The 22830-nt window shown below is 59.0% G+C and carries 28 protein-coding genes and 1 tRNA gene; 16 read left to right on the plus strand and 13 right to left on the minus strand.

Annotated elements, in window-relative coordinates; all coding sequences use genetic code 11:
* Positions 1-19: 19 nt before the first annotated feature.
* From B5M06_RS02770 to B5M06_RS02800, 7 genes are all read right to left on the minus strand, one after another.
* Positions 20-367 carry a hypothetical protein gene (locus B5M06_RS02770; RefSeq protein ID WP_080025151.1) on the minus strand — a complete coding sequence of 116 codons (348 nt, stop codon included), beginning with the start codon at positions 365-367 and terminating at the stop codon, positions 20-22.
* Between the two features lie 335 nt (positions 368-702).
* Positions 703-1689 (minus strand): tripartite tricarboxylate transporter substrate binding protein, encoded by a 987-nt coding sequence (locus B5M06_RS02775; RefSeq protein ID WP_054067588.1) that lies wholly within the window; start codon positions 1687-1689, stop codon positions 703-705.
* A 1-nt stretch (position 1690) separates the two neighbouring features.
* Complete coding sequence (nadC, locus tag B5M06_RS02780; RefSeq protein WP_054067574.1) at positions 1691-2557, minus strand: carboxylating nicotinate-nucleotide diphosphorylase; 867 nt, start codon at positions 2555-2557, stop codon at positions 1691-1693.
* An 85-nt stretch (positions 2558-2642) separates the two neighbouring features.
* Positions 2643-3569, minus strand: coding sequence for an NUDIX hydrolase (locus tag B5M06_RS02785; RefSeq protein WP_054067575.1), 927 nt, complete (start codon positions 3567-3569; stop codon positions 2643-2645).
* 157 nt (positions 3570-3726) lie between these two features.
* Positions 3727-4950, minus strand: coding sequence for a type II toxin-antitoxin system HipA family toxin (locus B5M06_RS02790; RefSeq protein WP_054067576.1), 1224 nt, complete (start codon positions 4948-4950; stop codon positions 3727-3729).
* Entirely contained in the window at positions 4947-5321 is a 375-nt protein-coding gene (locus B5M06_RS02795) for a helix-turn-helix domain-containing protein (RefSeq protein ID WP_240183983.1), read from the minus strand. The genes B5M06_RS02790 and B5M06_RS02795 overlap by 4 nt, the downstream gene beginning before the upstream one ends.
* A gap of 65 nt (positions 5322-5386) precedes the next feature.
* Positions 5387-5626 (minus strand): helix-turn-helix domain-containing protein, encoded by a 240-nt coding sequence (locus B5M06_RS02800; protein ID WP_011806687.1) that lies wholly within the window; start codon positions 5624-5626, stop codon positions 5387-5389.
* A 143-nt stretch (positions 5627-5769) separates the two neighbouring features.
* Between B5M06_RS02800 and B5M06_RS02805 the strand changes: the two genes are divergently transcribed.
* The 12 genes from B5M06_RS02805 to B5M06_RS02860 all read left to right on the plus strand — a co-directional run bounded on the left by B5M06_RS02805 (position 5770) and on the right by B5M06_RS02860 (position 13085).
* Positions 5770-6426, plus strand: a complete 657-nt coding sequence (locus tag B5M06_RS02805; protein ID WP_054067577.1) for a hypothetical protein — start codon at positions 5770-5772, stop codon at positions 6424-6426.
* 17 nt (positions 6427-6443) lie between these two features.
* Positions 6444-7088 (plus strand): hypothetical protein, encoded by a 645-nt coding sequence (locus B5M06_RS02810; RefSeq protein ID WP_054067578.1) that lies wholly within the window; start codon positions 6444-6446, stop codon positions 7086-7088.
* On the plus strand, positions 7085-7510 hold the full coding sequence (locus B5M06_RS02815; RefSeq protein ID WP_054067579.1) for a hypothetical protein: 426 nt from the start codon (positions 7085-7087) through the stop codon (positions 7508-7510). The genes B5M06_RS02810 and B5M06_RS02815 overlap by 4 nt, the downstream gene beginning before the upstream one ends.
* A 115-nt stretch (positions 7511-7625) precedes the next feature.
* Complete coding sequence (locus tag B5M06_RS02820) at positions 7626-8363, plus strand: hypothetical protein (protein WP_205245384.1); 738 nt, start codon at positions 7626-7628, stop codon at positions 8361-8363.
* A complete protein-coding gene (locus B5M06_RS02825; protein WP_054067580.1) occupies positions 8360-9079 on the plus strand; it encodes a hypothetical protein in 720 nt (239 codons plus the stop codon). The genes B5M06_RS02820 and B5M06_RS02825 overlap by 4 nt, the downstream gene beginning before the upstream one ends.
* Entirely contained in the window at positions 9076-9609 is a 534-nt protein-coding gene (locus B5M06_RS02830; protein ID WP_054067581.1) for a GIY-YIG nuclease family protein, read from the plus strand. The genes B5M06_RS02825 and B5M06_RS02830 overlap by 4 nt, the downstream gene beginning before the upstream one ends.
* A 248-nt stretch (positions 9610-9857) precedes the next feature.
* On the plus strand, positions 9858-10817 hold the full coding sequence (locus B5M06_RS02840) for a hypothetical protein (RefSeq protein ID WP_240183984.1): 960 nt from the start codon (positions 9858-9860) through the stop codon (positions 10815-10817).
* Between the two features lie 11 nt (positions 10818-10828).
* Entirely contained in the window at positions 10829-11293 is a 465-nt protein-coding gene (locus B5M06_RS02845) for a putative molybdenum carrier protein (protein ID WP_240183985.1), read from the plus strand.
* Positions 11280-11549 carry a hypothetical protein gene (locus tag B5M06_RS02850; RefSeq protein ID WP_054067582.1) on the plus strand — a complete coding sequence of 90 codons (270 nt, stop codon included), beginning with the start codon at positions 11280-11282 and terminating at the stop codon, positions 11547-11549. Before B5M06_RS02845 ends, B5M06_RS02850 begins: the two co-directional genes overlap by 14 nt.
* A 170-nt stretch (positions 11550-11719) precedes the next feature.
* Positions 11720-12340: a DUF5710 domain-containing protein gene (locus tag B5M06_RS02855; protein ID WP_054067583.1), complete on the plus strand. Its 621-nt coding sequence runs from the start codon at positions 11720-11722 to the stop codon at positions 12338-12340.
* Positions 12303-12617, plus strand: a complete 315-nt coding sequence (locus B5M06_RS16945) for a hypothetical protein (RefSeq protein WP_130932701.1) — start codon at positions 12303-12305, stop codon at positions 12615-12617. The genes B5M06_RS02855 and B5M06_RS16945 overlap by 38 nt, the downstream gene beginning before the upstream one ends.
* 30 nt (positions 12618-12647) lie before the next feature.
* Complete coding sequence (locus tag B5M06_RS02860) at positions 12648-13085, plus strand: GyrI-like domain-containing protein (protein ID WP_054067593.1); 438 nt, start codon at positions 12648-12650, stop codon at positions 13083-13085.
* Positions 13086-13190: 105 nt separating this feature from the next.
* Here B5M06_RS02860 and B5M06_RS02865 read toward each other — a convergent pair whose 3' ends face one another.
* Positions 13191-14765: an AAA family ATPase gene (locus B5M06_RS02865; RefSeq protein ID WP_054067584.1), complete on the minus strand. Its 1575-nt coding sequence runs from the start codon at positions 14763-14765 to the stop codon at positions 13191-13193.
* A 129-nt stretch (positions 14766-14894) separates the two neighbouring features.
* Here B5M06_RS02865 and B5M06_RS02870 point away from each other — a divergent pair, with 129 nt between their 5' ends.
* Positions 14895-15605 carry a helix-turn-helix domain-containing protein gene (locus B5M06_RS02870; RefSeq protein WP_054067585.1) on the plus strand — a complete coding sequence of 237 codons (711 nt, stop codon included), beginning with the start codon at positions 14895-14897 and terminating at the stop codon, positions 15603-15605.
* Here the strand turns inward: B5M06_RS02870 and B5M06_RS02875 are convergent.
* Positions 15591-15770 carry a hypothetical protein gene (locus B5M06_RS02875; RefSeq protein WP_054067586.1) on the minus strand — a complete coding sequence of 60 codons (180 nt, stop codon included), beginning with the start codon at positions 15768-15770 and terminating at the stop codon, positions 15591-15593. The genes B5M06_RS02870 and B5M06_RS02875 overlap by 15 nt on opposite strands.
* Before the next feature lie 93 nt (positions 15771-15863).
* Between B5M06_RS02875 and B5M06_RS02880 the strand changes: the two genes are divergently transcribed.
* Positions 15864-17047, plus strand: a protein-coding gene (locus B5M06_RS02880) for an IS3 family transposase (RefSeq protein WP_114070859.1) whose coding sequence is annotated in 2 segments (ribosomal slippage) — positions 15864-16140 and positions 16140-17047 — 1185 coding nt in all. Because the reading frame shifts where the segments join, the coding sequence is not laid out codon by codon here.
* On the opposite strand, the gene B5M06_RS02885 is transcribed toward B5M06_RS02880, so the two are convergent.
* The 4 genes from B5M06_RS02885 to hrcA all read right to left on the minus strand — a co-directional run bounded on the left by B5M06_RS02885 (position 16995) and on the right by hrcA (position 20236).
* Positions 16995-17453: an Arm DNA-binding domain-containing protein gene (locus B5M06_RS02885; protein WP_054066746.1), complete on the minus strand. Its 459-nt coding sequence runs from the start codon at positions 17451-17453 to the stop codon at positions 16995-16997. The two genes, B5M06_RS02880 and B5M06_RS02885, sit on opposite strands and share 53 nt — an antisense overlap.
* Before the next feature lie 217 nt (positions 17454-17670).
* Positions 17671-18765 (minus strand): redox-regulated ATPase YchF, encoded by a 1095-nt coding sequence (gene ychF, locus B5M06_RS02890; protein WP_054066745.1) that lies wholly within the window; start codon positions 18763-18765, stop codon positions 17671-17673.
* Between the two features lie 335 nt (positions 18766-19100).
* Positions 19101-19177 (minus strand) — tRNA-Ile (locus B5M06_RS02895).
* 51 nt (positions 19178-19228) lie between these two features.
* Positions 19229-20236: a heat-inducible transcriptional repressor HrcA gene (gene hrcA, locus B5M06_RS02900; RefSeq protein WP_054066744.1), complete on the minus strand. Its 1008-nt coding sequence runs from the start codon at positions 20234-20236 to the stop codon at positions 19229-19231.
* Between the two features lie 29 nt (positions 20237-20265).
* On the opposite strand from hrcA, the gene B5M06_RS02905 reads away from it, so the two are divergent.
* Both B5M06_RS02905 and recN read left to right on the plus strand, forming a co-directional pair.
* Positions 20266-21168 carry an NAD kinase gene (locus tag B5M06_RS02905; RefSeq protein ID WP_054066743.1) on the plus strand — a complete coding sequence of 301 codons (903 nt, stop codon included), beginning with the start codon at positions 20266-20268 and terminating at the stop codon, positions 21166-21168.
* Between the two features lie 2 nt (positions 21169-21170).
* Complete coding sequence (gene recN, locus B5M06_RS02910; RefSeq protein WP_054066742.1) at positions 21171-22826, plus strand: DNA repair protein RecN; 1656 nt, start codon at positions 21171-21173, stop codon at positions 22824-22826.
* The last annotated feature ends 4 nt before the right edge of the window (positions 22827-22830 follow it).

A 22830-nucleotide genomic window follows, 5' to 3' on the forward strand; every position in this document is an offset into this window, starting at 1 on the left:
GAATGGCTGAAGCCAAGGCTTACAAAGCCATGCCAAACAGGCGACGGCCACCCCAGGGCAGAGGCAGACGCGCGGCAGGGCTGGCGGTAGAAGCAGGCTGGGGAGCAACTGCTGCCTGCTCTGCCTGCAGCGCAATGCCCAGCGGCTTCAGGCTTGCACGCTGTGCGCTGTGCAGATGACGCAGTACGGCCTCACGGCTGCTGTCATTGAGCAGACTCAGCACATCGGCAATCACACGGGGAGAGCAGCCAGACAGGGCGTTGCAAAACGCCACCAGACCATGGGTGGCCAGCAAGGCACGCACCTGGCAGACATTGCGGTCCATCAGGGCTGCGCGCAGAGAACGGGTGAGGGGGTGGTAGCTCATGGGAATCCTCCAGGGCAGCGTGCCCAGGCCCCATGTCAAGACACGGAATCAGATCCTGGACAAACCGCCATTTGCAATCGGTAAACGGTCAATCGAAGCGGCGCTTATGCGCCTTTCAGGGTCAGGTTCCAGATCCATGCCTCAGTACTCCTTGAATAAAAAAACATCACAGCCCATGCCTGTGCTGTGCTTGCATGTATTGTCACTGCCACGCCTGCCGACGACCAGATGCTCTTGGTAGCGTGGCGATATACCTTGGTATATCGCTACCTCCACCCAGATACAAAAAACGGCATCCAAAGATGCCGTTTTGCGTGCAGCCCTTGGGGCAGCTTTTAATCAATTTTCAGCCCTATGGCTTGTGTCACCTGCGCATAGCGCTCTATATCTGAGAGCACCATGCGTTGAAAATCCTCGGCACTGCCACCATCCATGGCAAAGCCCTGGGCCGCAATCGCCTGTGCGACCTCGGGCTTGCGCAGCACCTCACGCAGCGCACGATTGAGCTGCTGCACTGTGGCGGCAGGCGTTGCAACAGGTGCCAGCAGGCCATGCCACTGGTCGACGGCAAAGTCAGGCACACCCTGCTCCGCCACTGTGGCCACCCCCGGCAGCAAGGGTGAGCGCTGCGGCGAAGTGACCGCCAGTGCGCGCAGCTTGCCAGACTGCACCAGTGGCGCGGCGCTGCTGGCCGTAATAATCGCCATGGGCACCTGGCTGCCTGCCACAGCCGCCAGCGCCGGGCCGCAGCCCTTGTAAGGCACCTGCTGCAGCGGTACCTGACGCGCTTGGGCCAGCATTTCCCCGGCCAGATGCTGAGGCGTTCCATTGCCGCAGGAGGCAAATGGCACAGGCTCCTGCTGCTGTGCAGCGGCCAGTACCTGTGCAAGGTTCTGCCAAGCTGAATCTGCAGGCACGACGATGACCGAAGGCACAAAGCCCACATTCATCACCCCTGCAAAGTCCTTGCGCGGGTCAAACTCCAGCTTGCTGAACACCCCGGGGTTGATGGCAAACGAACTGTTGACCATGAGCAGCGTATGCCCGTCCGGCTTGGCATCGGCCACAATCTTAGCGCCAATATTGCCGCTGGCGCCGGGCTTGTTGTCCACCACCACGGGCACGCCCAGCTGCTGCTGTAATTCAGCCCCCAGCTTGCGCGCCAGCCAGTCTGTGCCGCCACCGGGCGGGAAAGTCACCACAATGGTCAGCGGCTGCTGGGGCTGGAAGGTCTGCAGCCCCTCCCCTGCTTTCTGGTTACCACAGGCTGCCAGCCCCAGAAGCAGCGCCACAGCGCATGCACGTTGAATAAGGCGACGCATGTCAGGCATCCAAGCCGATGTCGAGTACACGGGCGCTGTGCGTCAACCAGCCCACGGCAATCTGGTCCACGCCCGTCGCCGCCACGGCGGGTGCAGTTTCTGGTGTGATACGGCCGGACGCCTCAGTAATCGCACGGCCCTTGCACATGGCGACAGCCGTGCGCAAATCATCCAGGCTCATGTTGTCCAGCAGAACTACATCCACACCCAGCTGCAGCGCCACTTCCAGCTGCTGCAGGGTATCCACCTCCAGTTCGATCTTGACCATATGCCCCACGCCGGCCCGTGCACGCAGCACGGCCTGCTCTACGCCACCGGCCAGCGCGATATGGTTGTCCTTGATGAGCACAGCATCATCCAGACCAAAGCGGTGGTTGCTGCCACCGCCCACGCGCACGGCGTACTTCTGCACCACACGCAGACCGGGCATGGTCTTGCGTGTGCAGGTCACGCGCGCGCCGTACGGTGCAATCGCACGGGCAATGGAGGCCGTAGCCGTCGCCACGCCACTCAGGTGGCACAGATAGTTCAGCGCCACACGCTCGGCAGACAGCATGGCGCGCGCACTGCCGCTGATGCGGGCAATCTCGGCACCGGGCTGCAAATCCGCGCCATCACACAGCAGCACTTCAAAGCGTGCCTGCGGATCCAGCGCCTGAAAGGCCAGCCGTGCCATATCCAGCCCGGCCAGCACACCTTCCTGGCGTGCCACCAGACGCAGCTGGGCCTGCGCATCGGCAGGCACGATGGTGTCCGTCGTCAAGTCTCCTGCCCGGCCCAGGTCTTCCAGCAAGGCCATCTGTACCAGCGGCTGCAGCATCACATCGGGCAGCGCAGGTACAGGCAAACGGTGGTTATTAATGCTCATTTTGAGTATTTATCAGACAAAAAAATAGACATGCTGCAGATGAAGCAGCATGCCTAGTTATGCTAATTTTGAGCACAAGCTTTTGTCAAGCACCACGCGCCAGCGGCAGCTTGGTGCCAGCCGTGGCACGCTCCTGCAGCACATCGCTGCGAAAGCGAAACAGCTTGGCAGGCCGACCTGCACTGCCCGCCGTCATCTGCCCGGTTTCTTCCACCAGCGCCTGCTGCTCAATCAGGCGGCGGAAGTTCTGCTTGTGCAGGCCACGGCCTGCCAGCGCCTCCACCGTCTGCTGCAGCTGCAGCAAGGTGAACTCCGGCGGCATCAGCTCAAACACCACGGGACGGTATTTGATCTTGGCGCGCAGCCGTGCCATGCCCGTCGCCAGAATACGGCGATGGTCATGCGCCATGGCCTTGCCCGGCACCTGACCACGCATGGGCAAGCCACGGCGTGCCGCTTCTTCAATCAAGCCTGCTTCAAACAGCAGCTCATAGCGCTGCAGCACCAGCTCTTCATTCCAGGCCTGGCCATTAATTCCAAAATTAATAGCTACTCGCGCTTGCCTGGTCTGCCTTAGAGCCTGATTTTGTGCTTCATCCACCCACGCCTGCAGATGCGGCAATATGCAGCTTTGCAGTACTGCAGGTGCACCTTGTCGCCAGTCTTCCCAGGGAAAAAAGCTATACCAGTCCTGCCAGCTGGTCGCGCCCTGCGGGCTTTGCTCCGGCTCACAGGTCAAACCCAGATAGCTGATGGACAGCACATGGGCAGCCTCTTCACGCTCGCGGTCGGCAAAGGTATAGAGCTGCTCCACATAGCCCAGCGAGTGCTGGGTCTGGCTTTCCACCCAGGCACGCAGGCCCGCCTGCAGCGAGCGGTGCACCATCTGGAACGGGCCCGCTGGCAGCGCCTGCCCGCATTGCGTCGTCAGCACACGGGGTGCGCCCTGGCTGACCGCCACAAGGACGGCCACCAGTTCAGCATGCAAAGCCTGGGTAGGAGTGGCGTTCAATTGAGACGTTAAACGTTGAACAGCGAATGTGACTGCAAGTCGTTGAATAAACAGTTCACCATGCTGCTCCATTAAAAAACATACTCATGTTTGTACTCAAGAAACTCAGCATTGAGTACGTTCAACCGTGATCTGGCGCCGCTGCGCCGGCTCGGATTCAGCTTTTCAGACGCCAGCGGCAGGCATCAATGGTGGATTTTATCTGTTGCGCCAGCATCTGCCTGATCGGCGCACGCTCCAACCGTTCACCCAATGAGCTTGCCTGCAGCAACATCCGTTCGATGACATCTTCCGCCCGTTTCCTTGGGACGCCACCTTCCTCCGCCAGACGCAATAAATGCCGGCGTTCGATGGCAGCACCTTCGCCGCAAACGTCCAGGTGATGCTGACCCATCGGGCCTTCGCTGAAGGTCAGGTCGAATGCCGGAGCCAGACGCCAGCGCCGGTCAGGCCCGAGACGCCAGGCGAAGTTCTTGGGATGGTCGTCCCGGTTGTGGAAGAGCACATTGAAGACGGCTCGCGCGTAGGCCTTCTCCACTTCGCGCTCGTCGCGCGTCAGGAAACGGGTAGCCCGCAGGAAGGCGGTGTAGTCGGTGGCACCGGGCAGGCGAAAATCCACCTGCAACAATCCAGCCAGACTATGCACCGGGACACGTTGCCCACCTTCCCGGTCGAAGCGCGCGACGCCAAAGGCGGCCAGTTCAGGGCCAAGGTCGAACCAGCGACTTTCGGGCACTTCCAGTCCGCAATCCCGAGCCAACTCGGCATAGAGCTGCTCGATGACGCAGACCTCCTTGTGTTCGTTCTGCGCCGGGAACTTGACTAGCCAGGGGCTGCCGGGCGCATCCGGACGGGTGCTGACCTGCCCGGTCATTGCGTCGTACTGCACCAAGGCCTTGGGCCTGGCCCCTTGCGGTGAGCCGCCGGTGAGCGCGAGCTCGCGCAGGGCTGCCCCCGCCTCGCCCGCGAGCGCGAGACGGCTTTGCTCGGCCAGCGCCAGCAAGGACCAGTCGGGCTCGTGGGCGCCGGCGTCGCTTGCCGGAACGAAGCGCAACGCGCCCATCGCGCGCTCACCAATGAAGGCCAGGCGGTCCAGTGGCCCGGGATGGCGCAAGCCGTGTTGACGGAACAGGCGATCCATCAGCAGCAAACCCCAGCCGTCAGGCAGACTGTCGGCTATTAGGCCCGGAAGGCGATGCAAATGGGTCGGAAAACCACCGTAGGCATCCGCACGCAGCTTGAGGTGCAAGGGCGACAGTTCCAAGCCCTGAGACAGAGCTTCGGGAGAATATTCGAAGAGCAGGGATTGACCGTCATCGGCCAGGCGTCCCAGCGGCCAGTCTTCTCCCCAGCCGCAATAATGCACGGTAAGCAGCTTCATGATGTTCTCTTACGCGGCGCACGCTGGCGGCGGCTGACAAGGTCCGCCTGCTCCATCTGGGCGATGGATTGCCGTTTGAGCACGAAGAGATCGTCCAGCGCCTCCAGCAAGCCAAGTGCCTGCGCGACACGGACCAGCGTTTCCAGCGAGCACTGGCCATCGCTTTCGAGTTTGCGCAACGCCCCCAGCGACAGTCCGGCCATTTGCGCCAGTTCGCGCTGCGTAAGCGATTGGGCAAGCCGCTGCTCGCGCAGACGAACACCCAGCGCGTGCAGGATTTCGGCGGAAGTCGAGAGATTAAAAGCCACTTTTATGACCCTTAACGCCAAATAAATTGCATAAGTTCCATTATAGTGAACTTTATTTGCCATTAAAAGCACATGGCCGCGATAGCTGCCGCGAGCGATCAGGCAGTGACCATCGTAACGCTACGATGTTACGGTGCAGGCTCCTGTCCGGCAGCCGGTGCCTCCAGCAGTACTGAAGGCTCCACCCCCAGCGCCTCGGCCAGCTTGAAGATGTTCAGCAATGCGATGTTGCGTTGCCCACGCTCAACCCCCCCCAGATAGCTGCGCGCCAAGCCACTTTCCAGTGCCAGGCGTTCTTGCGACCACCCTCTGGTCTTTCTGATTTCTATCAGCTTCAGGCCGAAGCGTAGTCGGGGATCAAGGGCCATATTTCTCTCTTCTTAAAGAGAAATGACTCTATGAGTGCCCCCTCTATAGGGCTACGCCCGATAAGTACCCGCACTATGAGTGACAATTGAATGCAGGCGCCATAAAATGGCCTCTATGAGTAACAACATGGAGGTGATGACGTATGGCAAGCGTCTGGAAGACTGCGGGGATGGGGGCGGCTGCGGGGCTGGCAGTTCCGGTGGCCGGGCTTTCAGGTCTTGCTGCCGCTGGTCTTACGCTGATTCTTGTACTGGCGATGGTCGGCGTGGGGCCTGCGCGCCTGTCACAGACATCGCTTTGGGGGCTGTTGACCAGTGAGCTGATGCTCTATCTGCTGATTTCGCTGGCGATCTTCACGCTGTCCTTCCGCTTTCTGGCGCGTCTGCAGGCCCGCTGTCAGGCCCTTGTCGCCAGGATCAACGCCCAGCAGGGCCTGTCATTCGATGCTGGACATCTCTTGGGCTACCCCGCGCCGGCCTTTCTGGTGTTTGACCGGCAGCATCGCAAACTGGCTGTCTGTTCAATCGTGGATGAAACCTGGCGAATCCACGACTTCTCCTGGCTGCTTGGTTGGCGGATGACCTGGCGCGAGGTCGAGAGCATGGAGATGAACGGCGGCAGCCGTCAGGTCAACGCCAGCGGCATGAGCGTGCCGACCTTCGAGCGCACGGTACGCGCCAAAGACTTCGCCGTCGAGCTGCAAACCGCCGATCCGCAACAACCACTGCTCAGTTTTCCCATGAGCCGTCGGGCGGCGGAAACTTGGTGTGCCAGGCTCAACGCCCTCTTCAACGGATAACCTCGCGAGGAACTGCGATGAAACACTACCGGAGCTTGCTGCTTCTGCCTTTTGTATTGACGGGTTGTGCCACAACCGACATGCAGGGAGCGCTGGACTCCCTGAACGGACTGGGACAATCCATTGGGGCCCGTCTGTCGCAAGCGGCTACGTCGGCAAGCGCGGCAAACCGCAACAGCTTGCTGGGCACTCCACTGCATAACGCCTTGCGCCAGAATCCGTCTACCGACGGTCGCGCGCCGGAGTGGCCCAAGGTGGTGATCAGCAATCTGCAAATTCCGGCTGATCAGATGACGCTGACCCGCAGCCTCACGCTCAAAGCCAGCGATTGCATTCGCTTTGACGCCGTGCTCTGGCACGACGCCAAGCGCTCCGAGCGCTTCAGCAATCTGTCGCTTTGCGCGCCGGAGCTGCCGAAACAGTCAAACAACTTCGTGCTGACCTGGAAGAGCTTTTCCATCTCCGGCAATACCAGCGGTCAGGTTCGCAGCGATGGGCCGATCCCACCGTACAGCAAGCTGCCCAGCGACCCGGCGATGGAGCGCTGGCTGATGAATCAGTTCGGCCTTTACTATGTCGGTTCATTGCTGACGTTGGTCGGCTACGACCCCAACTTCACGGTCGATGACCGCCGCTTCTGGATCAGGAACATCAAGGGATGAAAGCGTTGCTGCTGGCGGCCATGCCGGTTGTGCTGATGGATGGCAATACGGCAGACATCGACCGCTGGTTGCGGATCGAGCCGGCCATTGTCGCCGCCGTGGAATGCCGCCAAGCCTTGACGATGCGCGTACTGGAGGGCATTGCGCCCAATGCTCCCGGCAGTTGGGCGCTGACGCCGGCACGCAGCTTCACGGTGTTCGGGTTGCCGGTGAAGCGGATCGAGCTGTTCATCGACCCGGATGGCGAGCTGGGTGCAAGCTATACAGCGGTTATTGAAAAGCGCAGCCTGGAACAGGTGCGCGAGCAACTGAAGCTTGCCAGCCAGCGCGGGCGCATCGGCCAGCTATCGGCAGATCAGCCCAGCGCAGAGGTTTTAGTAAGCTGCACGGAGGTCTGGCAGGAGCAGAATGTGGGGCAATAGCTGTTGAAAGGCGCCTATTGCTAATGAGTGACAACTCTGCGTTGCAACATTAGCATAATGATTTTGCATGCCTGAGAACCCAAACTGGATGGGTTGCAACAGTGGGAATGGATGCATGAGCCTGCGTCATCGAAAGCAACGCCCTCCCTTCAGTTCTTTGCCACGGCATAAGCGAAGCGATGAGGTCATCCGCCTCAAAGGTAAGATGCGTCGCGACGCCGCCGAATATGGCGGGCGATTCACCAGCCATCTCGTGCTAAACGAGCCGGGCCGCCCCGATCTGTACAACCAATGGTTCGACTTTTACTTCCTCGGCATGGATCGATTCACGATCTGGAACGCCGAGATTGTGACGGCACGGCAAGCGTTCTGGGATGCCGCGCACAACGAGGCGTCCTCGCGGGCCTACGCAGCACTGGGAGACGCCGACCTGGACAGGGAACCAAAGCTGGATTTCGAGCCAGCCGATGTCTCGCGCACGGGGAAGGTCCTCACCTATCGGATAGTGAAGCGAGAACCTGTTCGGTACGTACAGTTCGACGGACGGACACTCTCCGAGCAGATCGACCTGCTGGAAACAGCCATCATTCGCGACGAGCCGCCTGTGATCTACGAATCGTTCAAGCTCGACTGGAGCTACGCCTACGGGATTGGCCTTCGTATCGTCCAGGATGTGGAGGTCATCAATCAAGCAGCTATCGAAGCTGCGATTGACCGCTTCCTCGCGATTGGAGAAACCGACTGGGTGTCGTCCGAGGCGGTGCCGAGTGATCACCTGCCATTGGTGCGTGAGCAAGAGGCGCTGGCAAGCGTTGACTACCCTTCTGCCCAACTTGGGATGCCAGTTCGATGAAGCCGAAGAAAAAGCCGCTGTTGCCTGTGGACATAAAGTTGCCCGAGCGCGTCTTGCTTGAGGATGGCGTCATGTTTGCCACCCTGCGGACACTTGATGAGCTTGAGCAATTCTGGGAGGAGCACAAGGGCCAATTCGAACTTGCCTGCGAGGGCAAAGGCGTAACCAGCGGACAGACCTTCTTGCGCGAATACGAATGGGTGTTCGGCACGTCGAAGTCTGCCGTCGTGCGAACCGTTATGCGGTGGGGACAGTCGGGCATCGGCTGTGACTTTTACGACTGGGCGAAACACGATCCCAGAATGCACGAATGCTTCTTCCATGACCGTGATGCCTACCGTGACTCACGGATTGAACGGGGTAAATGGTCGAACAAGGATGAGGCCGAGTATCTTGCCGACTGCGCCCGCCGCACGCCTGAGACCTATCGGGGATGGTGGCGCTTTTGCGATCTGCCCAATGGATACGACCCTGACGACTGGTTCAATCCGGGCATCGACCACGAAGAGCTGTTTGATCCGAACATGGCTCTTGCCGAGGTCGCGGAAAAACTGCATGAGCAGACCTTCGATGACTGGAAGCAGCATGGTGTCTGGGAGGAGATCGAGGCTCACGACAGGGCAAGCATCGACGAGACGATCCGCTATTGGCGGAACGAGCAAGCGGCAGGCGAAAGCTACTACGGCGATGAAAACGAGGCCGCAAGTGTTTCATGACGATGAAAGCCACGTTGCAAGCCGCCATCTCCTCTGGGCAAATCAACACGAAGCAAGAACTGCTTGAGCGTGCAGAAGCTCTCGGCCTGACGGTGACAAGGAATGGGCGTGATTACATCGGGTTGCTTGGGCCTGATGGGAAGAGGTTCCGGATTCGTTTCGCGTTTGCCGGCGGCGCATTTCCTACAAGGCCGGAATGTTCGATTGACACGGGCGCCGTCCCGGTCATCCGTTCACGCGGATACTGGATTTACGCGCTGACGGCGCATAGCCGGAATGGCGAGCGAAAAGCCTGCTACATCGGGCAGACGGTAAATCTCAAACGTCGATTTCGCGAGCATCTGCGTCGGCATCGCCCCGGCCATGCCTCGTTCGCTCTCTTCGAGTGGGCCGTTCGCGAACAGGCCGAGGTTCGTGCGACCGTTCTCTCATGGGTTGATGGCGACCAGAGTTATGCATCCCAATTTGAGGGCTACTGGCTGAGATTGGCGGTTGAGGCGGGCTTCGAAGCTCCCGATGCCCATAACTAGGGACGGTTGCCGCAGCCAGAAAACCCTACAGGCCAGCCGAATCGCTGGCCTGCAATGGAAGTCTTTGCCGCGTCTCTCCCCCTGCTGGAACTGGTCGAGCGTGGCATCACGCCTGTCGAGTTGTTTGTTGCCAGTCGAACTCCGTTGTGATCGAAGACGAAGGAAGGAAAACATGATCGGATGGTGGATCGTCATTGCCGCCCAGCCCCCCCGAGGAGCGGGATACAGGCATTGGCCGAAGGGATGCGGTGCTGGCGAACTGGGAAACCAGTGTCGGCGGAAATGGCTGGGTGCAGCGGCTGGTTGATGAGGGCAAGGCGGTACAACTGCTGTCGGGAGGCTATCCCAGCCGTTACACGGCCAAGGCCAGTGATGTCCTGCCGATCATCGAGAACGGCCCGCCAGCGCGCAACGATCCTGCCGTCATCGGCGACGACCATGTGATGCCCGTCAATCGGGTTCGCCGTCGTCTTGCATCACGACAAGATCGCCGCCTGTCCGCCCGACAAGGTGCTGACCATCGAAGTCTGGGATCTATCCTGATGCCATTTTCATTCACCAATAAGAACAGGGAGTTCATGCCTATGTCCAAACAGCTTGCCATCCTCGCCGTACTCGGCACCGTCACGCTCGCCGCTTGTGGTAGCAAAACCGATGCAAACGAAAAGAACTTCGGTGCGGCGCTGAGCCAGTATTTCGAGAAAAAGGGGCAGTTGTGCCTCAACCAGTACCGCGACTTCCCGGTGGCGGTCACCGAAATGGACATGCGTCTTCAGAAGACCATGCAAAGCGGTACAGCCAATCAGATGGCCGCGCTTGAGGCCGCCGGGCTGGTGAAGTGCGAAGCTGTGGACAAGGGACAGCGTTGTTCGCTGACCGATGCCGCCAAACCCTTTGTCCGGGAGAAGGAAGCAACCAGTTGGGGTTTGAACGGTTCCCAGAAGGTGACCCAGACTGATCTGTGCTGGGGACAGAAGAGCCTCGACAAGGTGGTGAAGTGGGAAGGCCCGATGAAGCTCGGTGACTACCAAGAGGCAGGCATCACCTACACCTATAAGGTCAACAACCTTGCCGACTGGGCCAAGAAGCCCGAGGTGCAAGCCGCTTTCCCGGTGGTCAAGAGCATTCTCGATGGTGTTGGCAACAAGGAATCCAAGCACGCCGTCAAGCTGACCAGCCAAGGCTGGGAAGCAAAGGGTCTGGATTGATTGGCGTTCTAATGATCATCTCCGGCGGCCAAACCGGCGTAGACCGAGCAGCGCTGGATTTCGCCATTGCCCGGCAGATTCCGCACGGCGGCTGGTGCCCGGCAGGCCGACGGGCCGCTGATGGCGTACTGGATGCTCGCTACCAGTTGATGGAGACCGAATCCAGCGGCTATCGCCAGCGTACCAAGCGCAATGTGCTGGACGCTGACGCCACGCTGATCATTTACTGGGACAGGCTCGAAGGTGGCAGCCTGCTCACTCGCGATCTGGCGGCGGGACACGGCAAGCCGCTGCTGCTGTGCGATTTGCATGCCCCTACAGAAGAGCTGTTGGCTGCATGGCAAGACTGGTTGGTTAGCCATCCCATCGCTATTCTCAACATTGCTGGCCCGAGTGAAGCTCGCAACCCCGGTATTTACTTGCAGGCGAGCGCACTACTGGCGCTTTTTTGGAGCACGGAACATGAACCCATCTGACGCCCGCTGCGCGACACCTTATATCTATTCGGGTGAGCTGCAGATCCGCCCCGAAGTGGATGCCGCGCTGGCTGCGCTGAAAGACAAACCCTATACCGCCATCCCCAGCTGGAAAAACGACGGAACTTGGGAGCTGTGGACGGTGGAAGGCGACGGCGAAAACGAGCCCTGCATCATCAGCGGCCCATCGACAACTTATCCTAGTGAATCAGCGGCCTTGGCTGCGGGGGCGGCTTGGTTTGCAGGACAAGACTGAACCTCGATCATCTCCTGCTTGGCTATTCCATCCGCATCCTCTTCGTTACCATGTAGTAATTCCTAAGGCCAACGAGAAACAAACTGACGGCGCTGGTGCAAGGAGTCCAATCCGCCATCAGGCTAGAGAGCTAAGGCTGGGAAACCAAAGGACTATATTAAGGAAGCTGTATGCCGCGCATCGACCTAACGGTACCCTTCGCAGAGAAGAATGAGGCTAAGCGACTTGGCGCACGGTGGGACGCTGAGCGCAAACTCTGGTATGTGCCAGACGGTTTGGATGCAGGCGTGTTCAAGCGTTGGTTGCCGAGCGAACCGGACATCAGCGTGCGCTCTAGCAGCTATTTCATCGCCCAGACCACCAAGCCGTGCTGGAAGTGCAACGAACACACAAGCGTGTTCGGCTTCATCCTGCCTGCCGGGCATGAAACGCTGGAACCCGACGAAGAGGATTATGAGCGAGATGCGTGGTATCGGTATGACGAGCCAACCATTGTTCACTACGTCACCGATCTTCTCCCCGCCGTCGCGACACGCATCAAAGCATTCTCGCGGCACTACCGCGTCGATTTCAGCAAGACCACGCAAAGCTCGTACTGGATGAATCACTGCGAACACTGCGGCATGAAGCAAGGGGACTTCGAGATGTACTGCGAGCCGCAGGGGGCGTTCTTTCCGATGGATGAGCGTGCCGCTTCCCTGATCGTCCTGCACGAATTTGCCGAACCGTTTGGCTGCAATGGCAGCACGGCTTATGGCGATCACCTCTTTGAATACATGCGGCGGGCCTAATCATGCTAGCCCTCCGGAAATCGATGAGCCTGTTACTGTGGAGTTTATTGCGTTTATCGGAATTTCGGCCAAGGCGCTGGGTAGTGGTCTTCGCCATCTTGCTTTCTGTGCTCGCTTTCGGGGGCATCTTTCTGAACTAGTCGTGCAGGTTGATTGGGTTGCCGGATGGGTCATTTGGGCGTTAACACTTGAAGTCGACCATGGTCTCTCAAGCAGCATCTCGCCTTCTCTTGATGACATATCAGCTTGGATTCCACCGAAGCGCAGTGGCTATTAATTTGACATCATGACGAACGAGGAGGGAATCATGAACATTCATACAACAGAAGCAATCACTGCATTGCAGCGCACAGTGCGCATGACCATTCCACAGATTGGCGAACAGGCAGCACAGGCATACGAGAACATGCGTGCAGAGGCTCAAGCACGTCAACTTGTCGTAAATGGGCCGTCGATTTTTGTTGCACATTCAATGCCCCAGGACGCTCATACAGAATTTGAACTGACCTTTTGTTTACCTGTGAAAGGCAATGATTTGCCGAAACTGTCGGCTTTTCGCTGCGCTTGCTTCATGTTCGAAGGTCCTCTGGATAGATTGTTCAACCACGGATACCAGACGTTGCTTCGCAGCATTGAGGATGCGGGCCTCACGCCAAGCAATGAAAGTCGCGAGGTTTATCATGAATGGTACGGACCTGCATCCGACAAGAATCGCATTGAGATCCAGATTGGTGTGATTGAATGAGTCTTCAGCAACACATCTTGTACAGTTTGCCCCTTTATTGAGGTCGCCTGTCTATGAGGCTGGGTTTACCGATGATCATTTTCTCCCTGGCCTTATTGGGCAGCCTCAACCCCACCCTTCGCCGACAAAACCAACAGCTCGGCGACTTACCTCGATAGTTGATCGGATGTCTTGCACCTGCACGCGTCCCCGGCCTTCACGAGCCGCCGAACCTAAGGCGCGCTGAAGAACCAGACGCACACTGCGCGGCGGCAAGGCTTGCAGACGGGACAGGACATCATCATCCAGCCTCTCGGCAAAGGCGTTGCCCCAGCTCGCCTCGTCGCGCAGACGGTTGTAAATCGACTGAGCAATGCTTCTGACCTGCTCCGGCTTGGGCGGTTGAATGTGCAACACCGTCAGCCGTGAGCGCAGCGGCCCCGGAATTGCCTCCAGCTCATTCGCGGTAGCCATCCAATTCACATGACTGGCATCGATGGAGAAATCACGAATCGACAGGTCGATGAAATTCCGCGCACTGCGCGGTTCCAGCAAGGTATAGAGCGCGGCCAGCGGATCGTATTGCGGTCGACCGTTGCTGGCCTTGTCCAGTTCATCGAGCACCACCACCGGGTTGGCCAGTGGCTGGTAGGCCAGCAGCTCAAAGAGCCGGCCTGGCTCGGAGTTGCTCCAGAAGGCTTCGGAACCTGCGAGCGGCGAACTCGATTGCGTACTCGCCATATCAAATACACGAAAGGGCAAATACAACTGATCGGCCAGCCAGCGTGCAGCCTCGGTTTTGCCAATGCCCGCCGGGCCGACCAGCAACACGGCAGGCCAGGATACACGGCCATCGCCCAGGCTGGAGAGGGCAAAGTGGTCACGTAGCAGCTCGGCCAGTTCATGGAAGTTTGGAAAAGCCAGCGCGAACTCATCCAGAAGGGCTTTCCTGTCCGGAGGCAGCAGGCCCAGTTGGCGGCTACCATGGCCTGCCCGCTTGATCCGCTCCGCCATCGCCTGCGCGCGCTTGAACTTGTCATCGCCTTTCGGTCGGTGGCGATTCACAAACGCCTCCAGTCCTGCTTCATCAAGAAAGACGATGCTCGGCAAGGGCACTGATTGAGCGGCTTCTGCTGGCTGCTCCTGAACCTGCTCCGACTTGGCTTCACTCGGAATGGGCTCATCTTCAACCGCCGTGGCAGCGCGCACGTCTTCGGTCGTCACCTTGCCCAGATCGCGCACCACCTGCTGTACCCCCTGTTCGACGATGAGTTGGCGGCTGCGGCGCACTTCTTCGGCAAACAGCCCCTGGATTCCTTCATGTTGCGGGCAACGCTGCGGGCGGATGCCGTCCCCGATAACTTGTGCACCGCAAACGGGGCATTGTTGCTGCGAAAGGTGCTTCGTTTGGGCAATCAGATCGAACACGGCTGCTGCGCGTTCGCTGTGGCGTCGCGGCGGCTGGTAATGGATGGCCAGGCGATCCCGATTGCAGCTCACGGACAGTGAGCCCTTGCAGGCGAGCACGGCGGGTGGCAGCAGGTATTCCACTTGGGCAAACAGATGTGCTACCACGGCCAAATGCCCCGGCGCAGGTTCGACGATCTGCCGGGCAAGCCAGGGATGCTGCACCTTGAGTGCAGCAATGGCGGCTTCGTATTCCCGCAGGCGCAACGGACGGGCTTGCTTTGGCTTGCGCATGATGGCCTCCCAAATGGTTTAACTATAAATTACTATAACAGTGATTTGTGCAAACAGCCAAGACCTGCACGCTCGCCTTGTTGGTCGATAAGTCTTATAGTGATTTACAGTGAATTCAGAGAGCCCGACATGCCAACCCTTGCCCCCGAACAATTGCCAGCCCTTGCCGCTGCCTTGATACGACTGCGCGGGGAAACGCTGGGGCGGATCGCCGAAGCCACCGGTATCCGCACCGCTAATCTCTCGGTCTGGCTGCGCGGCAAGGAACAGGTGATCTCCGCCAAACGACTGGTCGGCCTGTTGCACTACCTCGGCGTGGAAGGCGGTCGCCTGCGTACCGACGTGTTGCACCAGTGGCAGGATCGTGGGGCACTGGATGACAGCAAGCTCGTGCTAGGCAAGCTGCTGGCCAACACGCAGCCGGTGTGGTTGTTTCAGGATGAGCAGCCGGGGCTTATCAAGACCCGCTTTCTGTTGGCTGGCGATGTGCTGATCCGCATGGAGATCGAGCCGGGCGTCGATCAAGCCCTTGATTTGGCGACAGTCGTCAGGGTGGATCGTGTCATCAGCACCCCTACAGCATTGGCCGGGGTACCAATCGACTCGTTGGCATCTGCGCGCAACGTCCTCTTGGCCCTGGCGGAGCAGACCGCAGCGGATGTGGGTGACGAAGAACTGCTGGAAGGGCTAATTTTTCGCCTAGCTGAAACAGTGGGCAGTCATGTCTCTTCAGCGCAGGGCTGGCAACAACTGGAGCAGGCCCTGAGGCGGGCCCTGGGGGCTGGTCTGTCCCCAGATGACATTGCGAGCTTGCTTAAAGGACATCTACAGAACAGGTAGCCAGACCGCTTCCTGTTCGAGTGCCAGCCCGGATTGGCGCATTTGTGCGGTTAACGGGCTCAGATAGTCGGGCAACTGGGCAACGGCACTGGCGAAGTCCCGAAACGTATCCTGCCATAGCCGCTGGCTGCCATAGCGTGCCAGTTTGCTTTGCCAGTCGGGCATCAGCCAGCATTCACAAGCATCACCAAGCTGTGAAGTTGCCCCTAGAAATGGGAGTTCTTAGCTTTGTCCAAAATGTAGACAAGGAGCTAAGAAATGGTGGCAAAGCAAGTACGTGCGGCATACACGCAGGAATTTAGGTTGGAGGCTGTGCGCTTGGTGCAAAGCGGGCAGTCTCAGATGCAGGTGTGCCAGACGCTGGGCATCCCCAAGGCCAGCTTGGGCAGTTGGGTGCGACAAGTAAAAGCAGGTACTCTGAAGCTTGGGGTTGCCGATGGTGCAAGCAAGGTCACGCCGGAGCAAATGGAGATAAGCCGTCTGCGAGCCGAAGTTACACGCCTGCGAATGGAGCGTGACATCGCAAAAAAAGCGGCGGCGTACTTCGCGCAGGACGTGCTGCGAGGTATGCCTGGATCGACCAAATGAAGAACGTCTATCCAATCGCTGTTTCTTGCCATGTTCTGCAAGTGAGCAGCAGTGGTTACTTCCGATTCAGACGCAACGGTGGTGAGGTATCACGCTTGTGTAGCGATGAACTGGCCCTAGCCCACATACGTGCCATTCATGCACAGGTTAAAGGCGAATACGGCTGGCCTCGCATGCACAAAGAGCTGCAAGCCAAAGGGCTGCGCATTGGCAAAGAGCGGGTTCGTAAGCTGATGGCAAGTCATGGCATACGAGCTAAAACCAAGCGCAAGTTCATCGTGACCACAGACAGCAAGCACAGTCTGCCTGTAGCTCCAGACTTGGTGCAACGGCGTTTTACGCCACAGGCCCCTAACCAGCTTCTGTGTGGAGATATCACTTACATCCAGACCGATGAAGGCTGGTTGTACTTGGCTGCAGTGATTGACATGTTCAGCCGTCAGGTGGTGGGCTGGAGCCTGCAGCCCCACATGCAAAGCAGCTTGGTTAAAGATGCCATGGCAATGGCTTGGTGGCGAAGGCGGCCCGAGCCAGGGGCCATCTTCCACAGCGATAGGGGAGCCCAATATTGCAGCCAGAACTTCCAAGCTGCGTTAGCAGGCTGGGGCCTACGCTCGTCCATGAGCCGCAAAGGCAATTGCTGGGACAACTCGCCCATCGAAAGCTTCTGGGGTCGATTGAAGACCGCTTGCGTGCATGGGCAGCGCTTCGCTACTCGGGAGCAAGCAAGGCAGGCCATCATGAACTGGATGGCCTTCTACAATTGCCGCAGATTGCATTCGAGCTTGGGCTATCTCAGCCCTATGCAATACGAGAAACGCTGGTACGAGGCACAGCGCAAAAAGGCCGCGTAAGCAGGGAGCTAAGAACTCCACAAAGCAGGGGCAACATCATATCCAGACGCCGGTTCTTGGTGACATCTTCCCAGTCCTTTGTCTGCAGCCACTCCTTGGCGACGATCTCGAAGGTGTTCTTTGCTTCGCTGGCTTGCCGAATGCGGTCTAGCTGCCTTTGCTGGGCGGGATTGATGCCTTGCTTGACCAGTTTGCGTGCAGCCTCGCTGCGTTCCCTGGCTTCAGAGAGCGTAACGGCAGGGTATTCGCCAAGCGCAAACATGCTGGCCTTGCCATCCAGTGTGAAGCGGTATCGCCAAGCCTTGACTCCGTTGGGCTTGACTTCGAGGTAGAGCCCGCGCTGGTCATTCAAGCGGTAGAGCTTCTCCTTGGGCTTGGCGTTGCGGCAGTGCGTGTCGGTAAGCATGGTGGCTGACTCCTTGTCATGGCGACAACGTCACTATACTCACTTATTTGTACATACTCCAAGAGCTGTACTCGCTAGCGTACTCAGGCATGCTTTGACTGCTCGGGAAACGCGAAGCAGCACCATGAAACAATAAAACCGCGCAACTGCGCGGTTTTATTGGGGTTTTTATACCTTCCCGGTGTTTCATGAAACATCAGGAAAACGGCTTGGCGACTCAAACGTTGAACAGGAAGTTCATCACATCGCCATCCTTGACGATGTATTCCTTGCCTTCAGCACGCATCTTGCCTGCGTCCTTGGCGCCTTGTTCGCCCTTGTAGGCGATGAAGTCTTCAAACGCAATGGTCTGGGCACGGATAAAACCACGCTCGAAGTCACCATGGATCACGCCAGCAGCCTGAGGTGCTGTTGCGCCCACGCGCACAGTCCAGGCACGCACTTCCTTCACACCTGCAGTGAAGTAAGTCTGCAGACCCAGCAGCGAGTAGCCAGCGCGGATCAGGCGATTCAGTCCAGGCTCTTCCAGGCCCATTTCCTGCAGGAACATGTCACGGTCTTCGTCGTCCATCTCGGACATTTCCGCTTCAATCTTGGCGCAGATCGCCACCACAGGCGCACCCTGGGCTTCGGCGTAGGCCTTGAGCTTGTCCAGCATGGGGTTGTTTTCAAAGCCGTCTTCCGAAACGTTGCCCACAAACATGGCGGGCTTGGCCGTAATCAGGCAGAAGGGCTTGAGCAGCGGTGCATCTTCCTTGGACACGGGCACTACGCGCGCTGGCTTGCCTTCATTCAGCGCCTGCTGAATGGGCGTCAGCAGAGACACCAGCTTGGCCGCTTCCTTGTCGTTGCCAGACTTGGCAGCCTTGGAGTAGCGATTCAGCGCCTTTTCCACGGTGGCCAGGTCAGCCAGGCACAGCTCGGTTTGAATCACTTCGATATCGGCAATGGGGTCCACCTTGCCCGCCACGTGAATCACATTGGGGTCTTCAAAGCAGCGCACCACGTTCACGATGGCGTCTGTCTCACGGATGTGAGCCAGGAACTGGTTACCCAGGCCTTCACCCTGAGAGGCGCCAGCCACCAGACCAGCAATGTCCACAAACTCCACGATGGCAGGCACGATGCGCTCAGGTTTGACAATCTCTTCGAGCTGCTTCAGACGGGGATCAGGCACTTCCACCACGCCGGTGTTAGGCTCGATCGTGCAGAAGGGATAGTTCTCGGCGGCGATGCCAGCCTTGGTCAGCGCGTTGAAAAGGGTGGACTTGCCGACGTTGGGCAGGCCCACGATGCCGCATTTGAGGCTCATGGATTTTTCCTTAAATATCAATGCACTATCGAGCACCACACAGCCGTGGTGGAAGTGCCCGATCCGCATGGACGCGTATTCGGTGTTCGGGGGCAGATGTGACGTGGATGCGCTCTGTGTAGACAGAGTTTTGTGCCAGTTTTGTCACTGAAATCTATGCCGATTGTAATGATCAGCGAATCTCTGCTGGCGAGGGGCGGATTGCGGTGGCTCATCCACTCCTATGCTGCCTGACAAGTGTCTTTCAGATCAGGCTGACAGTGACAGAGCACCAGTCCATCAAGACAAGAAAAAAGCCTGCTACTTTTTAGATAGCAGGCTTTCCTTATGTATGTTGGTAGGGCGTGGCGGACTTGAACCGACGACCAAGGGATTATGAGTCCCCTGCTCTAACCAACTGAGCTAACGCCCCAACCGGGCCTCGCCGCTCCTTGCGAAGGACGAAACCCGCGCATTGTAACGGCTAGCGATGCTGACTGAGCGCATTGCTGACCAATTTCGATGTGATGTCCACAATCTGAATCATCTTGTCGTAGTGCATGCGCGTGGGGCCGATCACGCCCAGAGTGCCAACCACCTGACCATCCACTTCATATGGGGCACTGACAACCGACAGCTCCTCAAAAGGCACGACCTGGCTTTCGCCACCAATATAGATACGCACGCCTTCGGCCTTGCTGGAGACATCGAGCAGACGCAGGATCTGGGTCTTTTGCTCGAACAGCTCAAAAGCACGGCGCAGATTACCCATGTCACTGGAGAAATCGCTGACAGACAGGAGATTGCGCTCTCCAGAGATGACGACCTGTTCCTGGGGGCCGGGCATCATGGCTTCGGCGCCCAGATTGACAGCAGACTGCATGAGTTTGACCACTTCACCCTGCAAGCGCACCACTTCCTGCTTGATGCGCTCGCGCACCTCTTCAATGTCCAGACCGGCGTAGTGTGTGTTGATGAAGTTGGAGGCGGTGGTGAGCTCCGAGGCATCAAACTCCACATCGGTAAACAGCACGCGGTTTTGCACATCGCCCTGTGGAGAGACGATGATGAGCAGCACCCGGTGCTCGGACAGCTTCACAAATTCAATGTGCTTGAACACCGAGCTGCGGCGCGGCGCCATGACCACGCCCACGAACTGGGACATGTTGGACAGCAGCTGCGCCGCATTGGCAATCACTTTCTGGGGTTGCTCAGCGGGCAGCTCCGGGGGGGTGAGTTCGCTGCCCTGGACCGTGAGCATGGTGTCGACGAACAGGCGATAGCCACGCGCCGTGGGCACCCGTCCGGCCGAGGTATGAGGACTGGCGATGAGCCCCAACTCCTCCAGGTCAGACATGACATTGCGTATGGTTGCAGGCGACAATTCCAGCCCCGAGGCTCGCGACAAAGTGCGCGAGCCCACCGGCTGACCATCCGCGATATAGCGCTCGATCAGCGCTTTCAACAATAACTTGGCACGTTCATCGAGCATGCTTTGATTTTAATGATGTAATTTCCGGTATGACGTCCAAGTTTCGCCATGTCGCACTGGTAGGTAAATACCAGTCTCCGAGCCATTCTAGTTCTGCTACCGAGCAGTCCAGCACAGTGCTTCACGGTATTGCAAATTTCCTGCGTACACAGGGATGTGAAGTCGTCCTGGAGGCTGAAACCGCAGCCCACACGGGCCTGCAGCACAGTTTTCCTTCCATGGATGTGGACCAGCTGGGGCAACACTGCGACCTGGGCATTGTGGTCGGCGGCGATGGCACCATGCTGGGCATTGCCCGCCAGATGGCCAAATACGGCACGCCACTGATAGGAATCAATCAAGGCCGCCTCGGCTTTGTCACCGACATTGCGCTGGACCGCTATGAAGAAGTGCTGCCCTCCATGCTGCAGGGCGTGTACGAGCAGGAAGCCCGCCCGCTGATGCATGCACGCGTGGTGCGCGATGGTGCCACCGTGTTTGAAGCCCTGGCCATGAACGATGTGGTGGTCAACCGTGGCGGCACCTCGGGCATGGTGGAAATTCGCGTCGAGGTAGATGGACGCTTTGTCTCCAACCAGCGTGCAGACGGCCTGATTGTGGCCACGCCCACAGGCTCTACGGCCTACACCCTGTCGGTCGGCGGCCCACTCATGCACCCTTCGATTCCTGCCTGGCTGATGGCACCTATTGCGCCGCATACGCTGTCCAACCGGCCCATTGTGCTGTCCGACCAGACCGAGGTGATGATGGAAGTGGTCAGCGGCCGGGACATCAGCGCCAACTTTGACATGCAGTCACTGGCCTCACTGCTGCATGGCGACCGCATCTATGTGCGCCGCTCCGAACACAGCGTGCGCTTCATCCATCCTGTGGGCTGGGACTACTTTGCAACGCTGCGCAAGAAGCTCGGCTGGAACGAGGGAGGTTACTGACCATGGCGCTCAAGCGGATCACGCTGCGCGACTTTGTCATCGTGCAGCAGCTGGAGCTGGATTTGCACGCAGGCTTTACCGTGCTGACCGGCGAAACCGGCGCGGGTAAATCCATTCTGATTGATGCCCTGCAGCTGGTACTGGGCAGCCGCGCCGATGCCGGAGTGGTGCGAGAAGGTGCGACACAGGCGGACATCAGCGCTGAGTTTGACTGTCCCGCCCGCCTGCACAACTGGCTGGAAGAAGGCGGCTTTGCGTTGGAAGAGGTGCTGCTGCTGCGCCGTGTGATTGACAGCCAGGGCCGCAGCCGCGCCTGGATCAACGGCGCACCGGCCACCGCCACGCAGCTGCGTACGCTGGGTGAGGAGCTGCTGGACATTCACGGCCAGCACGCCTGGCAGAGCCTGACCCGTGCGGATGCCGTGCGTCAATTGCTTGATGCCTACGCCGGTGTCAACACCCAGAGCCTGCGCCAGCACTGGCTGATCTGGCGCTCTGCAGCCAAAGACCTGGAACACGCCATTGCAGCGCAGGACACGCTGCAGCGTGAGCGCGAACGCCTGCAGTGGCAGATTGGCGAGCTGGAAAAGCTCAGCCCCGGCATGGATGAGTGGGAAGAACTCAACACCCTGCACACCCGCCTGTCCCACGCACAGGCGCTGCTGGATGCCGCACAGAATGCGCTGTACCTGCTGGAAAACGACGAAAGCGGCGTCGGCACCCCGCTGAACCGCGCCCAGGATTTGCTACAGGATAAAGAGCATCTGGAGCCTGAATTCAAAGCGATTGCAGATGTGCTGGCATCCAGTCTGGCGCAGATCAATGATGCCCAGCATTCGCTGCAGATCTATCTGCGCCGCACCGAGCTGGACCCAGACAAGCTGGCCGAGCTGGACGAGCGCCTGTCGCTATGGATGCAGCTGGCACGCCGCTATAAGCGCACGCCGGAAGAATTGCCGGGCATGCTGCAGTCATGGCGTGAAGAGTTGCACCAGCTGGACGCCGTGGTGGACCTGGACCGCCTGCGCCATGCAGAGCAGCAAGCGCTTGCGGCCTACCACAGCGCTGCGCGCGAGCTGTCGCTGCAGCGCACCAAGGCTGCACCCAAGCTCTCGCGCGCCATCACCCAGGCCATGCAGGGGCTGGGCATGCAGGGCGGCAAGTTTGAAGTGCAGCTGGACAAGCTGGATGAACCCACGCCCCACGGGCTGGACAGCGTGCAATTCCTGGTCGCAGGCCACCCCGGCGCAACGCCCAAGCCCATTGGCAAGGTCGCCTCAGGCGGCGAACTCTCTCGCCTGTCGCTGGCCATTGCCGTGACCACCAGCAAGCTGGGTCAGGCTGGCACGCTGATTTTTGACGAGGTGGACTCCGGCGTCGGCGGTGCCGTGGCTGAAACCGTCGGCAAGCTCATGCGTGCCCTGGGCAAGGACCGCCAGGTGCTGGCCGTCACCCACCTGCCCCAGGTCGCAGCCTGTGCCGATCACCACTATGTGGTGTCCAAAAAGCGCGACAAGGCAGGCACCTTCAGCACCGTCACCCCCACCAACAGCAGTCAGCGCGAGCGCGAAATTGCACGCATGCTGGGCGGCGAGAAGATTTCTGACACGACCATGGCACACGCGCGTGAGATGCTGCTGGCCGCAACGTCTGCTTGAGAGA

Source organism: Comamonas kerstersii (genome assembly GCF_002056725.1).
GTDB lineage: Bacteria > Pseudomonadota > Gammaproteobacteria > Burkholderiales > Burkholderiaceae_C > Comamonas > Comamonas kerstersii.

Bases quoted from the DNA above. Each gene is read 5' to 3' on its own strand.
- B5M06_RS02875 (WP_054067586.1), bottom strand. From the start codon at position 15,770: ATGCCCGACTGGCAAAGCAAACTGGCACGCTATGGCAGCCAGCGGCTA.
- hrcA (WP_054066744.1), bottom strand. From the start codon at position 20,236: ATGCTCGATGAACGTGCCAAGTTATTGTTGAAAGCGCTGATCGAGCGC.
- B5M06_RS02855 (WP_054067583.1), top strand. From the start codon at position 11,720: ATGCCGCGCATCGACCTAACGGTACCCTTCGCAGAGAAGAATGAGGCT.
- B5M06_RS02885 (WP_054066746.1), bottom strand. From the start codon at position 17,453: ATGCTTACCGACACGCACTGCCGCAACGCCAAGCCCAAGGAGAAGCTC.
- B5M06_RS02775 (WP_054067588.1), bottom strand. From the start codon at position 1,689: ATGCGTCGCCTTATTCAACGTGCATGCGCTGTGGCGCTGCTTCTGGGG.
- B5M06_RS02845 (WP_240183985.1), top strand. From the start codon at position 10,829: ATGATCATCTCCGGCGGCCAAACCGGCGTAGACCGAGCAGCGCTGGAT.
- B5M06_RS02805 (WP_054067577.1), top strand. From the start codon at position 5,770: ATGGCAAGCGTCTGGAAGACTGCGGGGATGGGGGCGGCTGCGGGGCTG.
- B5M06_RS02850 (WP_054067582.1), top strand. From the start codon at position 11,280: ATGAACCCATCTGACGCCCGCTGCGCGACACCTTATATCTATTCGGGT.
- B5M06_RS02810 (WP_054067578.1), top strand. From the start codon at position 6,444: ATGAAACACTACCGGAGCTTGCTGCTTCTGCCTTTTGTATTGACGGGT.
- B5M06_RS02830 (WP_054067581.1), top strand. From the start codon at position 9,076: ATGACGATGAAAGCCACGTTGCAAGCCGCCATCTCCTCTGGGCAAATC.
- B5M06_RS16945 (WP_130932701.1), top strand. From the start codon at position 12,303: ATGGCGATCACCTCTTTGAATACATGCGGCGGGCCTAATCATGCTAGC.
- B5M06_RS02905 (WP_054066743.1), top strand. From the start codon at position 20,266: ATGACGTCCAAGTTTCGCCATGTCGCACTGGTAGGTAAATACCAGTCT.
- B5M06_RS02790 (WP_054067576.1), bottom strand. From the start codon at position 4,950: ATGAAGCTGCTTACCGTGCATTATTGCGGCTGGGGAGAAGACTGGCCG.
- B5M06_RS02860 (WP_054067593.1), top strand. From the start codon at position 12,648: ATGAACATTCATACAACAGAAGCAATCACTGCATTGCAGCGCACAGTG.
- recN (WP_054066742.1), top strand. From the start codon at position 21,171: ATGGCGCTCAAGCGGATCACGCTGCGCGACTTTGTCATCGTGCAGCAG.
- B5M06_RS02865 (WP_054067584.1), bottom strand. From the start codon at position 14,765: ATGCGCAAGCCAAAGCAAGCCCGTCCGTTGCGCCTGCGGGAATACGAA.
- B5M06_RS02825 (WP_054067580.1), top strand. From the start codon at position 8,360: ATGAAGCCGAAGAAAAAGCCGCTGTTGCCTGTGGACATAAAGTTGCCC.
- B5M06_RS02820 (WP_205245384.1), top strand. From the start codon at position 7,626: ATGAGCCTGCGTCATCGAAAGCAACGCCCTCCCTTCAGTTCTTTGCCA.
- B5M06_RS02795 (WP_240183983.1), bottom strand. From the start codon at position 5,321: ATGGCAAATAAAGTTCACTATAATGGAACTTATGCAATTTATTTGGCG.
- B5M06_RS02870 (WP_054067585.1), top strand. From the start codon at position 14,895: ATGCCAACCCTTGCCCCCGAACAATTGCCAGCCCTTGCCGCTGCCTTG.
- B5M06_RS02800 (WP_011806687.1), bottom strand. From the start codon at position 5,626: ATGGCCCTTGATCCCCGACTACGCTTCGGCCTGAAGCTGATAGAAATC.
- ychF (WP_054066745.1), bottom strand. From the start codon at position 18,765: ATGAGCCTCAAATGCGGCATCGTGGGCCTGCCCAACGTCGGCAAGTCC.
- nadC (WP_054067574.1), bottom strand. From the start codon at position 2,557: ATGAGCATTAATAACCACCGTTTGCCTGTACCTGCGCTGCCCGATGTG.
- B5M06_RS02770 (WP_080025151.1), bottom strand. From the start codon at position 367: ATGAGCTACCACCCCCTCACCCGTTCTCTGCGCGCAGCCCTGATGGAC.
- B5M06_RS02815 (WP_054067579.1), top strand. From the start codon at position 7,085: ATGAAAGCGTTGCTGCTGGCGGCCATGCCGGTTGTGCTGATGGATGGC.